This window comes from Bacteroides sp. GM023 (genome assembly GCF_014750685.1).
Classification (GTDB): domain Bacteria; phylum Bacteroidota; class Bacteroidia; order Bacteroidales; family Bacteroidaceae; genus Bacteroides.
The window spans coordinates 272,760-286,171 of record NZ_JAAXGE010000001.1; the positions used below are offsets into that span (position 1 = coordinate 272,760).

Consider the following 13,412-nt stretch of genomic DNA (forward strand, 5'->3'; position numbering starts at 1 on the left):
CATGCGAAAGATTTTGATGATGGCCGTGTTAGTGCTCCTGTCCTTGCAAGGTGTTGGAGCACATACCGTCGGTGAATATCTGCTTGATGGCGGAAAGAAGAAATTAGTAGCCCAAGAGGATACTACCAAGAAAACTACACCCTATGAGAAACTGCTGAAAGAAGGCGGAAGCGAGTGTGAGGGTATGTTTACAGTGCGTCATATCAAAGATGACTGGTATTTTGAAGTGCCGGATTCTCTGTTGGGACGATTACTGTTGGCTGTTACCCGGTTTAAGGCTGTGCCACAGGGATTTAAGCTGATTAGTGGTGAAGAAGTGAACCGAAGTGTGGTCTATTGGGAACAACATAACGATAAGACTCTCTTTCTGCGCGAGTATGTGCAATCACAGTTTGCCCGTCCAGGTGATAAAATAGCTGAGGCATTGAAACAGTCTACCGTTGACCCGGTGATCTATAAATTCGATGTTATCGGCAGAAACCCGGATACACAGGCACAGCTCATCAATGTATCCAAGTTTCTTTTGAGTGATAACAAGACAACTGGCTTTACATCAAGCGACCGTTCTATTCTCGGTATTGGTTCTTTGGTTCAGGATCGTACGTTTATGGATACCATAAAGACATATCCTATCAATGTAGAGGTGTTGACTTTGCGTACTTACGGCATCACTTCCGGCAAACTTCCGGCTGCACAGACTGGTTCTGTGACCGTGAAACTGAACACTAGCATCGTCATGTTGCCTAAAGTTCCTATGCAGCCGAGATTGGCGGATGAACGGGTGGGATTTTTTCAGAATCCATTGACTGAGTTCTCAGATGACCAACAGGTTACCGTACGTGGCGCTATCATTCAGCGTTACCGGTTGGAACCGAAAGACCCGGAACGTTATCGCCGTGGACTACTCACCGAACCGAAACGCCCTATTGTGTACTATATAGATCCGGCAACACCGAAGAAATGGATACCTTATCTTAAAGCAGGTGTGAAAGACTGGAATGCAGCTTTTGAAGCCGCCGGATTTAAGAATGCCATAACGGCTAAGGAATGGCCGGATGATCCTACCATGAGTCTGGACGATGCACGCTACAGCGTATTGCGCTATCTGCCCTCGGAAAACGAGAACGCATATGGACCGCGTATTGTAGACCCGCGTAGCGGGGAAATTATGGAAAGTCATATCTGTTGGTATCACAACGTGATGAACTTACTTAAAAAGTGGTACATGGTGCAATGCGGCCCTTTGGATAAACGTGCGCAGAAGATGACTTTTGATGATGAATTGATGGGGACGTTGATTCAGTTTGTTTCCTCACATGAAGTAGGACATACCCTCGGTCTGCGTCATAATATGGCTGCCAGTTCAGCTACTCCGGTGGAGAAATTGCGGGATAAAGCTTGGGTGGAAGCCAACGGGCACACGGTGTCAATAATGGACTATGCACGTTTCAACTATGTAGCCCAACCGGAAGACCGGATTTCGGAAAAAGGACTTTTCCCCCGCATTGGTGATTATGATAAATGGGCTATTGAATGGGGCTACCGCTATCGGCCGGAATTTAAAGACCCTTTCAAAGAGAAAGCGGCACTGCGTGCTGAAGTCACAAAGAAGCTGAAAGCAGACCGTCGTTTGTTGTTTATCGGTGACGAGGGCAAAGGACCTGATCCGCGTAGCCAAAGTGAAGATTTGGGCGACAACAACATGAAGGCCAATGAATATGGCATGAAGAACTTGAAAAGAGTAATGGAAAATATACTGACTTGGACAGCACAACCTGACGGTCAGTATGATGATCTGAATACGATTTATAAGTCAGTCCGTGCACAGCATTTGAAATATACTCTGCAAGTGCAGAGAAATCTGGGTGGTCGCTATACTAATAATCTGCCGGGAGACAAACCTCATGATTATCTGCCGCGTAGTGTACAGAAAGAGGCCGTAGAATGGCTGGGACGTAACTTATTCGAAGCTCCGCTTTGGCTCTATCCGGATGAGGTAGTGAGTTGCACGGGAGTCAAACCTATGGATGAGATTCGTGACCGGCAGAGTTCTGTTGTCGCTTTATTGCTTGCCCCGGGAATGTTGTACAATATTCATTCGACTTCCTTATGTGGTTCGGAACCATATAAGCTTGACGAGTATCTGAATGATGTGTTTACTGCAATATGGAAGCCTTTGAACACTTCCAATGAGAAGGAGAACAATCTCCGCCGCCAGTTACACCGGGCTTATCTGACATTTGCCGGACGTATGATGAACCCTGAAAGCAAGGATGTTGCCAATGCGAATGCAACATTCAACCGCTCCGATATTCTGCTTTTTATGGAAACGCATTTAGATAAGGTGGAAGGATATGTGAAAAAGCAACTGTCTGTCTGTAAAGAAGGTGATTTTAATTATCGCCACTATACAGCTCTGTTGCGGGATATCAGGAAAACAAAAGAAGATTATTATGGAAAAAACGCCGAAACAGATACTTCTGCGAAGAAGCTTTTAGAAAAACAGGAAAACTAGCACAGATTTTTATGCATTAAATTCTCTCTTTTTTTTAATAGGCTTGCTTTTCCCTTCGGGGGAAAGTGAGCCTGTTTTTTTATATACTTACTTTTTGAAATTTGCTGAAGAACGATTGAAAAGTTAAGAGACGTTATTCTTTGATTCGTTTCTGTGGGGATAGACAGATTCTGTGTGTATTTAGTAATATAAAAGAGCATGAACTAAAACAACATCTATATGCATGAATAAACATATTGTAGTGGTTAATCAAATACCACCAACACACACAAACATACTATCTCCTATTTCTTTCGTCATGAAGAATTATCTAGATGGTCATGGGCTGACAACTAATGTTATTTGTTGGGATACTCAATTAGTGGAGATGCAGAATTCATTTCTGTGGGGTGACTATTCAGATATACGATCTGATGACGATAATTTCTTACTTCTATTTTATAATTATCTTGCATTAAAAGAAGAGGATGAAAAAGCGTGTATCAATGTAAAGGCTAGACTTATGAGTCTCAAACCCAATCATATGACATCTGAAGTCGCTTTCTATCATCGGCATATGAAATTATTTGCACAGAAATTAGATGAAGCAATAACTCAATATATAAAGGAAATATATTCAGATGAAATAATCTGTTTTTTCTTTAGCATAGATAGCAAATATCAGTGGATATGTGCTTCCATTATTGCTGAAAAGATAAAGGATTTGTATCCAGGAAGTACTGTAGTTATTGGGGGAATAGAACACAAGAAGATGGCGGCGGAATATCTTCAGATGTTTACACAATTTGATTTTGCCGTATGGGGAGAGACTGAAAAAACACTACTTGGTTTATGTAAATATTTAGTAGAAGAGAATCAGGCATACGAAAATATTCCTCACCTTGCATTCCGTCAAAATAATGTAGTGCTTACTTCTTCTAATAAGAAAGAATGGTATGTTTCCCTTGCAGACAGGTTCTTGAAACCAGATTACTCCGATTTATTCAGACGGGGACAGGGTGACGAACTAACTTTCGCAAATCCGGTGATAGGTATTGAGATTGCTAGAGGAAATAGATACAGGCCTGTGGCAAGAGTAGTTGATGAAATATTATATTTTATCAGTGAATATCATGTAAATGCTTTCCATTTTTCTAGATATGATCTAACTAAGAATAATCGTGCGAAATTAGACCAACTACTTGATGCGCTTATCCGGATAAAAGAACAATTCCCGGATTTTAGCATCAGCCTTTTTTCAGTAATGGCGAAGATGATTTCTCCTGCAACTTTGCGCAAAATGATGATGGCAGGTTTCTATTCTATTCAGATAATATATATATCATCTAGTGAAAACCTATTGAACAAGTATGGTACGCAGAGCACTTTTGCCGACAACCTCCTTCTTGTGAAATTTACTTCTTTATATAATATCATTCTGACCGAAGCAGATGTGATAATGGGAATACCCGAAGAGACGGATGAAGACATATTACAATCCATATCCAATTTATATTATTTGCGTTTCTTCTTTAAAAGTGGACAGCTTCGACACCGGTTAAGGAAAATGGAAGTGTTTCGTCATGATAGATGTTACCAACAAGTAAAAGCGGATAGGAAAAATTGGGATATTGAACCCTCTTTGAAAAGATTCCTGCCTTCGGGCTATTTAAAAAAAGAAGGTAAAAGTATAAATATTCTTGGTCTTGTTCCTGTTTTGACTAATCCTCTATGGAATGATTTTAAGCAAGCTGAATCATATTTTATAAAAAATAGTTTTGAATATAAATTGTATAGAAAGGTTGATAATACGATTCTTTATAAAGAGTTGTTTAATAACAATGTGATTAACGAATTCGAGTTGGATGAGATGGATTGGTTTATACTTGAAAAAGCGAATAGTCAGGTTATTAGCATAGAGTTTCTTATGAAAGAGATAAGGGATAAAATAAAGAAAGAGTTTATGGATATTGAAATTATCAATGTTCTTGAAAATTTGAGATTCGAAAGGCTCATTTATTTATCAGACGATTACAAAGAGATAGTAAGTGTCATTAATACAGAATTGGTTGTATAATAATTCATATTGAAAGAAAGGAGGTTAAACTAATATGAAGCAATTATTCTTTTTAATAAGAACACTGAATATACAGGATTTAAACATTTAAAATTAAAGAATTATGAAAACACTTAGAAAAACTTCATTTGAAAACTTTGAAAGATTAACTGTCATTGAAGCATCTCAATTGTATGGTGGAACCGGAGATACCCCACCGACAACACCGATGCCGAATGATTCGACACAGGTTAATAAGAATGATTCGGTACCACCATCTACGCCATCGGTTCCGAAAAAAAAGAATGAACTGAGTGTCACTGTAGAAAAGGGTAAAGATGGAGTTGGTAAACTTAGTGGTGAATATGAACATAAGTTTAATGATAATTTCAGCATTAAGACTAATCTTTGGGGAGATTCTAAGGGTAATTGGGGAGCTACTGGTGGTTTAAAATGGAAATTCTAAATTAATTACTGTTTTGAGAGAATAGAATTTGTCAAATTCTGTTCTCTCAATAAAATATTATATCTATGAATATGGAGAAATTAATAAGATTAATTGCTACAATTCTTGTTTCTTTAATTGATTGTGGAGCTTATAGTCAGAACTGTAGAATCGAAACATTGACTAATTTGTTGAACGAAGGTCGATATTTTGAAGCAAAGGATTTGTATAATGAAATCTCTGATTCGGTGCCTCTTAATATTGCCTCTTATTACAAATTTCGAATGGCTGAGGGCATGAATAGAAAAGATATTGCCGTTAATGAATTGGAAAAGTCGCTAAGCAGCTACCCTGACTTATTTGGAAATGAGACTATTGATATCTATTCATTATTATTTAATACATATCGTAATCTTGGAAAATATGAGAAAGTGATTAGTTTTTATAAATTGGCAAGAGAACATTTAAAAAAGAACCCTTATAATCTAAATAAGGAAGAACTCGCATTGCGAAAAAAAAACTTAGAAGAAGCATTCAGCTATTTTAAAGAAGTTTCAAGTCAACCTTCAATCAAGATACATAGGAAAACAACAAATGAAAGTATAAATATGGAAGATAGTTTAATGCTTGGATTTAAGGCCAAGTTTAATGGTGTTCCCCAGATGACAATTTTGGATACAGGTGTTGATTCATATATCTTAATGAAAAAAAAGACAGCCAAAACAATAGGTATAAGACTAAAAAATGAAACAAAAGGAACGTTGAATGGAGTGGAAATGATGGGAGAAGAGAATATAGTTGATTCTATAGAAATAGGAAATATTACGCTTTATAATATTCCTGTTATAATTTATGATTTCGATTTGACTTCATGTTTGTCGGACTCCATTAGAAAAGATTCATCTACAATGGAACGGTTTAAAATAGCAGACAAATATCTCGAGAATCCGATAATAGGATTACCATCTATGTTATTGATCGGTAAAATTGAAATAGATTGGGAGAATAAAAATATATTTTTCCCATATAAGAATAGCAATATACTTCGAAAAGATAATAATCTGTTTGTATTTAATAATATGTTATATGCACGTTTGAAAATAAATAGAATCCCTTTTACAGGATTACTAGATTCAGGTTCTGATGATTATATAAATATGGATACAATATTTTATCAAAAATATCAAAAGGAAATTCCAATAGATACTACTACTGTTAAAGAAAAACTTAATATAGCATCTGTTCATGGAGTTCAGTTGGATGTAAAATATATGGTTGTGGATAATCCTATTATTGAATTTAGTGAAAGAACTGTAAGGCATACAGATAAGCATAATATACAAATATACCCAATGTCTCTTCCTTACCTGGTTTCAGATGGAGTATTAGGTATCAATTTTATGAAAAGTATTGGTCGAAAAATGTTACTTGATTTTGATAATATGCGTCTTGAAACTATTGAATAAATAGTAAAGATATGGAAACAAAACTAACTGTGATTATTCCTTTCTTAATGGTATCTTTTTGTTTTTGGATACCAAATACGTATTTGAAATAATTTCGGAATAATACAGGTATTCAAATAGTTATATCCATTTGAATGCCGAAAGCACTCTACAAATATGAAAGATAATAAACTTTACTTGGTAGCGAACTTTGTTCTCATTTTTTTTCCATACATTTTGTATGGACAGGAGGATAAATCACAAGAACTTAATACCTTGTTGAATGAAGGAAAATACTTTGAATCGAGAAAACTATATAAAGAGATATGCGATGTGATAAGTCCGGATATGGATTTATTCTATAAGTTTCAAATGGCACAGTTTATGAATAAAGATGATAGTGCGGCTATTTATATGGAAAAAATGTTGATTGATTATCCAGATATGTTTGGAGATAATACGATGTTTGCTTATGCTAGATTATTTGATATATATGCTGTTAGTTTAAGAACTTATGAAAAAAGTGTATATACTTATAAACGTATGGTACAACATTTAATAGATAACCCTTATAACTTGGATGAGAAAGAACTTACTTTATGGAGGAATGGAAACATAACTCGCGTGGATTATTTGAAACAATTAATAAATCAACTTCCAATAAAAATAAAGCGGAGGGGTGTGAATGATTTTGTGAATTTAGATACTAATGAAGCACGATTAATTGTAGATACGAGAATAAATGGAATAGCGCAAAAGACACTTATTGACACAGGATGTACTTTTCATTATATAATGAACAGAAAAAAAGCTGATGACCTTGGATTGGAATGCGCTGTTTTCGAGATGAGTAAAGGGGTGATTAATGATACTGAAGTACTTATGAAACAAACAGTTGTTGATTCTATTGAAATAGGAAATATAATCGTTTATAATGTACCTACCACTATTTTTGAACATGATATTACTGTATTTCTTCCTGATTCTATAAAAAATAGAAAAGAAGATGTTGCCCAAATAGATTCCATATATACGAATACGGTTAGCTCAGCTATCGGATTACCAATAATGAAATTAATTGGAAAATTCCTAATAGATTATGAGAATCAAAAGCTTTCTTTTCCTATTACTGACTATCATTTGAGTTCTTTGATAGAATCTAATTTGTTCATTTATACATCTTATTTGTATACGCATTTAAAACTAAATGAAAAAGACTTCATTGGTATGCTTGACACAGGTTTTGACAACTATATCACAATTGATACTTTGTTCTATAAAAAATATCGTGACAATATACCAACTACTATTGTGAAGACGGAACCATATTATATAATGATGGCTCATCGGTTATGGAATGATGACTCATACAAAGTCGTCTGTAATCCTATACTAGAATTTAATAACAAACCAATGCTTTCTCCTACGGAGAATTCCGTAAAAATATATACCTTACAACCATGGAAATATCTTGATGGAATAATAGGTTACGATTTTTTCAAACGAATCGGAAAAAGAGTATTATTGGATTTAGATAATATGCGTATTGAAGCTATTGAATAAATAATGAAAATATGGAAGCAAAACTAACTGTAATTATTCCTTTCTTAAATGAAAAGGAGGAAGTTCGTAATACTGTGAAAAGTCTTCGTGAGAATTCAGATCAATGTTTTAAGATAATTCTTATTAATGATTGTTCTACCGATGGATACGATTATAAAAAAGTTGCAGAAGATTTTGGAACTCAATATATTGAACATTCAAAAAGAATGGGAGTTGCTGCATCAAGAGATGAAGGCGTAAGTAAATGCAATACGGACTATTTCTTGTTTTTGGATGCCCACATGCGGGTTTATCAAAGAAATTGGATGGAAATATTGGCTAGAGAACTTGATAATGATCGGAAATGTCTGTTTTGTGCATCTACTTTAAGTCTTGATAAAGAGGGAGTGCCAAATGCTGATAATTTAGGATATGCTTCCCGCTTTGATTTTCTTGATTTGAATGCTCCATGGCTGACAGATAAAGATGATAAATCTGACGACAGAATTATTGATGTTCCTTGTGTGATGGGGGCTTCTTATGCTTGTAATAAAGAGTATTGGTTACATCTTGAAGGACTGAATGGATTGAAGTCTTATGGGCTGGATGAGCAACTTATCAGTATAAAAGTTTGGTTGGATGGCGGAAGATGCCGTTTATTGAAGGACATCACATTCGGGCATATTTTCAGGGAGGCAATGCCTGTGCCTTATGAAAACCGTCCAAAGGATTTTTTTAAGAATATATTATTCGTAGCAGAACTGTTTTTCGGATTTGAAATGAAGTTAGCTATTTTACGAAAATATAGAGCGGAACGCGGCTCAATCTTTGTAACAGAAGTCATGAATGAGTTGGTGGAGAGTGAAGAAGACTATATACTAGGTCGTAAATGCCATTACAAGTCAATCTTTCCAAATTCTATTGAATATCTTGTAGCAATCAATGACCGTTTCATGAATAAAGTTTGATATAAAACAGCGTATCTATGAAAAATATATTTCCTCATTATACCCAACTGGATTTAATGGATTGCGGTCCTACTTGCCTGCGTATGATTGCTAAATTTTACGGCCGCAACTTCAGTTTGCAGTTTCTAAGAGAACAATGTTTCATTACACGTTTGGGAGTATCCATGCTTGGTATTAGTGATGCGGCAGAACATATTGGATTTCGGACAATGTATGTGCGGAGTGATTTTGGACGTCTTGTAAAAGAAGCTCCTTTGCCTTGTGTTCTGCATTGGAATCAGAACCATTTTGTAGTATGTTATGGTATCAAGAGAAAAAAGTCTCTTTTCTCGGGTCGTTATCAATATAAGATTAAGATTGCAGACCCTATGGGAGAGAAATATGAGATGGACGAAACAGAGTTCAAAAGATGTTGGATTAGTACCAAGGTAAATGGTAAAGAAACTGGCACTGCATTGTTGTTGACTCCCAGCCCTGAGTTTTATGAATATGAATTTGATGATGATAAGAGAGTTAAGGGATTTCGATATTTTTTTAGCTATTTAGTACCTCATAAAGCACAATTCCTTCAATTAATGGCAGGAATGCTGATCGGTACTATTCTATCTTTAATAGCTCCTTTTTTAACACAATCAATTGTAGACCAGGGGATTGGTAATAACGATTTGGACTTTATCACATTGATACTGATTGCACAAGTTATCATTTGTGTTACTTCTATGTTGGTGGGATTTATCCAATCGTGGATCTCGCTATATGTTAATGCGCAAATCAATATCTCGCTCATTTCTGATTTCCTAAGTAAGCTGATGAAATTACCCTTGCGTTTTTTTGACACCAAAAACATAGGAGATATATTACAACGTATAGGCGACCACGATAGGATTGAAGACTTTCTTACTGGTTCATCTCTGACAACTTTCTTCTCGCTTGCTAATTTTTTTATTTTTGGAGGAATTATGGCTTACTACAATATGGAGATTCTAACGGTCTTTTTGATTGGCAATATCTTTTATGTAGTATGGATATTATTGTTTATGAGATATAGGCGTAAATTAGATTATCGCAGATTTGCCCAAGCTTCTGCTGAACAGGGGAACTTATTTGGACTCATTACTTGTATGCAGGACATAAAACTCAATAACTGTGAACATCAACAACGTTGGAAATGGGAGAGAATTCAAATAAAACTATTTAAGATTGGAGTGCAAGGAGTGACATTAGGACAGATACAAACGGTGGGCTCTTTGTTTTTTTCGCAGATAACATATGTCTCTATTTCCTATATTTCCGCAAAGCTGGTCGTCAATGGTGAAATAACATTGGGAATGATGATGGCTATTAGTTACATCATTGGGCAATTGTCAGGTCCTATCGGGCAATTTTTAGGACTGACTCATTCGCTTCAAGATGCAAAAATAAGCCTGGAAAGATTGAATGAAATTCACAACAAGGAGGATGAAGAGGAAAACATATCAGATAAACTGGCGGAACTTCCGGTATGCAGGGATATTTGCTTCAAAAACGTATCATTCAGTTATAGTGGCTCTGAAAGAGATTATGTACTTGATAATTTGTCATTGAAAATTCCACATAATAAGGTGACTGCCATTGTTGGAGTGAGTGGAAGTGGTAAAACTACCATCGTGAAGCTGTTACTTGGATTTTATACGATTCAGAAAGGGGAAATAACAATAGGAGATATTTTGCTGGACTCGATAAATCCGCATTTGTGGAGACGTAAAGTTGGTGCCGTATTGCAGGAAAGTACTCTGTTCTCAGATACAATAGCTTATAATATAGCCCCTGGAGAGGAAAATATTGATAAAAAGAGATTGGTACATGCGGCGCAACTTGCCAATATAAAAGACTTTATAGATTCATTGCCTTTAAAATACAATACTAAAATAGGAATGGAAGGTTCGGGAGTCAGTCAGGGACAAAGACAGCGATTGCTTATAGCAAGGGCTATTTATAAGAATCCGGATTTTATGTTTCTTGATGAAGCTACCAATTCTTTGGATTCTATCAATGAAAAAACAATTATAAACAATCTCAATCAAGTCTTTGAAAACAAGACTGTTGTCATAATAGCCCATCGACTGAGTACTGTTAAGTTTGCTGATAATATCATCGTACTTGATAAGGGAGGAATCATAGAGGAAGGCAATCATAGAGAATTGATTGAGAAGAAAGGAGAGTATTATAATTTGATTAAAAACCAGTTAGAATTAGATGCCTGATATGAAGGAGAATGATATTCAAGAGGATGTAGAATTGCGGGATGAAGATATCAATCATATCTTTATAAAAACGCCTGGTTGGATACTCCGTTGGGGAATATACCTTATTCTGTTCATAGTGATGTTATTCATTGTCGGTTCGATTGTATTTAAATATCCGGATACTATTTCTGCTCCGTTTATAATCACCGGAGTAAACCCACCGGCAAGAGTGAAGGCGAAGCAGTCGGGGTTATTAACGAAGTTATATGTCGTTGATAATCAGAATGTGTCCGAAAACGACTATTTGGCTATTATCGAGAACTCTGCAAAAGAAAAAGATGTATATTACGTTAAATCCTTTATTGCGGATTTATTGAAAAAAGATACTATGTCTTTTGAACTTCCTATTAAGAAACTTGAACTTGGAGATTTGCAGACTACCTATCTGTCATTTTATCAGGCTCTGTATAACTATCAACAATTTGAAAATAATAATTATCACAAGAAAAAGATTCAAATCTTAAAAGACCGTATCTTATATAATACAAATTATTATAGTGATTTGCAGAAGCAGTTATCAGCCAAAAGCGAACAGTTTCTTTTAAAAAGAAAACAATTCAAAAGAGATTCGACACTCTATTACGCAAAGGGAGTTATTTCTGAATTTAATTTGGAAGATACTAAAGTCGATTATCTCAACGCACGCTTAAATCTGCTTACGACTAATACCGATATTGATAACATTAGGATATCTATGACAGAGATACAGGGGTTGCTCATCGATATGGAAAATGATTTTATAGAGAAAGAAAATACTTATTTGGAACAAATAAAGAATCAAGCTCTTGAACTTTCAGCAGAGATTCAAACATGGGAAATGAATTATGTGCTGAAATCTCCTGTTTGTGGGAAAGTTTCATTTAACAACTATTGGTCTGAACATCAAAATGTTATTGTAGGAGAAGATGTCTTTAATATCATACCAGTTAATAATATCCCCATAGTAAAAGCGTTCTTGCCAATGACAAGATCAGGTAAAGTTAAGGTTAATCAGAAGGTCAATTTGCATTGTGAAAATTTTCCGGATAATGAATTTGGAGTTATAAAAGGGGTTGTAGAAAATATTTCTTTATTGCCGTCTGTTTCAGATAATACAACTGCCTATGTCGTTGAGATTTCTTTACCTGACGGTTTAATGACAAGTTATAAAAAGGAACTTCCTTATTATCCGGAAATGAAGGGAAAGGCGGAAATTGTAGCGGAAGATCTGTCTCTTTTTCAGCGTATCATGCTTCCTCTTAGAAAAATAATAGTCGAAAACATAAGTAATTAGAGTTTATGAATGGTCAATGATTTAAACTTTTTCTACAAAAAATCTCGTAAAACACGTTTAAAATAAGATTGGCGGAAAGTTCATCCCTCTCATTAAATGAAAGTAACTGTTCATATAGATAAACTATGGATTCATCATTATGGGAATAATACTCTATTAAATAGTTTAGTATTTCATTCTGAACTAGAAAAGTTGTTTCTGACTGCTGCTCCTGCTTCTGGTAAGAAATCTGATCGGATGAACATCTGTATTTGAGTAATATTTCGGGTATAACCCATATTTTCCCTCCACAGATTGCTATGTCAATCCATAATTTGTAATCTTCTGCATACTTATAGTTCTTGTATGATAGATTGTGCTCCTCTAAAAAGGATTTTCTTAACATTACTGTAGGATGGGCTATAATATTATATTTTAGCATCTCGATTAGAGGATGATCTACAAGACCGGAATAGTTTTCCATAACCTCATCGGACAAACCGAAACGTTGAAGCCAGGAAGAGCATACAACAATCTCTATCTGATTATTCATGACTTTTACTTGTTTTTCCAACCTCTTCGGTAGCATCAAATCGTCGCCGTCTATCCGAGCGATATATTTTCCTTTAGCTTCTTTTAGTCCCATATTCAATGAAGTGATATAATCGTTATGAGGATTGTCTATTAAGCGGATGCGTTGATCTTTGAACAGCTTTATTTTAGTAGAGGTATTGTCTGTGGATCCATCGTTAACGATTAATAATTCAAATTCTTTATATGACTGACATAAAATACTTTGGATACATTCTACAACGTACATTTCGCAATTATGAACAACTAATAAAACTGTTACTTCCATGATGTTTTTTCAATATTTGTTTTTATTCATGTATAGTGCTTTGCTGCTATAAATTTTAGATATCCT

The 13,412-nt window shown here is 35.3% G+C and carries 9 protein-coding genes; 8 read left to right on the forward strand and 1 reads right to left on the reverse strand.

Annotated elements, in window-relative coordinates:
• Window position 1: 1 nt before the first annotated feature.
• The 8 genes from HC965_RS00965 (at window position 2) to HC965_RS01000 (ending at window position 12,508) form a co-directional block, all read left to right on the forward strand.
• Window positions 2–2,515, forward strand: coding sequence for a zinc-dependent metalloprotease (locus HC965_RS00965; protein WP_191029670.1), 2,514 nt, complete (start codon window positions 2–4; stop codon window positions 2,513–2,515).
• Window positions 2,516–2,738: 223 nt separating this feature from the next.
• Window positions 2,739–4,571 (forward strand): hypothetical protein, encoded by a 1,833-nt coding sequence (locus HC965_RS00970; RefSeq protein ID WP_191029671.1) that lies wholly within the window; start codon window positions 2,739–2,741, stop codon window positions 4,569–4,571.
• A 103-nt stretch (window positions 4,572–4,674) separates the two neighbouring features.
• Entirely contained in the window at window positions 4,675–5,016 is a 342-nt protein-coding gene (locus HC965_RS00975) for a hypothetical protein (protein WP_191029672.1), read from the forward strand.
• Window positions 5,017–5,081: 65 nt separating this feature from the next.
• Window positions 5,082–6,461: a retropepsin-like aspartic protease gene (locus tag HC965_RS00980; RefSeq protein WP_223854629.1), complete on the forward strand. Its 1,380-nt coding sequence runs from the start codon at window positions 5,082–5,084 to the stop codon at window positions 6,459–6,461.
• Window positions 6,462–6,617: 156 nt separating this feature from the next.
• Window positions 6,618–8,003, forward strand: coding sequence for a retropepsin-like aspartic protease (locus HC965_RS00985; RefSeq protein ID WP_191029674.1), 1,386 nt, complete (start codon window positions 6,618–6,620; stop codon window positions 8,001–8,003).
• Between the two features lie 11 nt (window positions 8,004–8,014).
• Window positions 8,015–8,950, forward strand: coding sequence for a glycosyltransferase family 2 protein (locus tag HC965_RS00990; protein ID WP_191029675.1), 936 nt, complete (start codon window positions 8,015–8,017; stop codon window positions 8,948–8,950).
• Window positions 8,951–8,967: 17 nt separating this feature from the next.
• The gene (locus HC965_RS00995; protein WP_191029676.1) at window positions 8,968–11,193 is read left to right on the forward strand and encodes a peptidase domain-containing ABC transporter; all 2,226 of its coding nucleotides are present in this window, start codon (window positions 8,968–8,970) and stop codon (window positions 11,191–11,193) included.
• A 1-nt stretch (window position 11,194) separates the two neighbouring features.
• Window positions 11,195–12,508 carry an HlyD family secretion protein gene (locus HC965_RS01000; RefSeq protein WP_191029677.1) on the forward strand — a complete coding sequence of 438 codons (1,314 nt, stop codon included), beginning with the start codon at window positions 11,195–11,197 and terminating at the stop codon, window positions 12,506–12,508.
• A 13-nt stretch (window positions 12,509–12,521) separates the two neighbouring features.
• On the opposite strand, the gene HC965_RS01005 is transcribed toward HC965_RS01000, so the two are convergent.
• Window positions 12,522–13,346 (reverse strand): glycosyltransferase family A protein, encoded by an 825-nt coding sequence (locus HC965_RS01005; RefSeq protein WP_191029678.1) that lies wholly within the window; start codon window positions 13,344–13,346, stop codon window positions 12,522–12,524.
• Window positions 13,347–13,412: the final 66 nt, after the last annotated feature.

Bases quoted from the DNA above. Each gene is read 5' to 3' on its own strand.
- HC965_RS00965 (WP_191029670.1), top strand. From the start codon at position 2: ATGCGAAAGATTTTGATGATGGCCGTGTTAGTGCTCCTGTCCTTGCAA.
- HC965_RS00970 (WP_191029671.1), top strand. From the start codon at position 2,739: ATGAATAAACATATTGTAGTGGTTAATCAAATACCACCAACACACACA.
- HC965_RS00975 (WP_191029672.1), top strand. From the start codon at position 4,675: ATGAAAACACTTAGAAAAACTTCATTTGAAAACTTTGAAAGATTAACT.
- HC965_RS00980 (WP_223854629.1), top strand. From the start codon at position 5,082: ATGAATATGGAGAAATTAATAAGATTAATTGCTACAATTCTTGTTTCT.
- HC965_RS00985 (WP_191029674.1), top strand. From the start codon at position 6,618: ATGAAAGATAATAAACTTTACTTGGTAGCGAACTTTGTTCTCATTTTT.
- HC965_RS00990 (WP_191029675.1), top strand. From the start codon at position 8,015: ATGGAAGCAAAACTAACTGTAATTATTCCTTTCTTAAATGAAAAGGAG.
- HC965_RS00995 (WP_191029676.1), top strand. From the start codon at position 8,968: ATGAAAAATATATTTCCTCATTATACCCAACTGGATTTAATGGATTGC.
- HC965_RS01000 (WP_191029677.1), top strand. From the start codon at position 11,195: ATGAAGGAGAATGATATTCAAGAGGATGTAGAATTGCGGGATGAAGAT.
- HC965_RS01005 (WP_191029678.1), bottom strand. From the start codon at position 13,346: ATGGAAGTAACAGTTTTATTAGTTGTTCATAATTGCGAAATGTACGTT.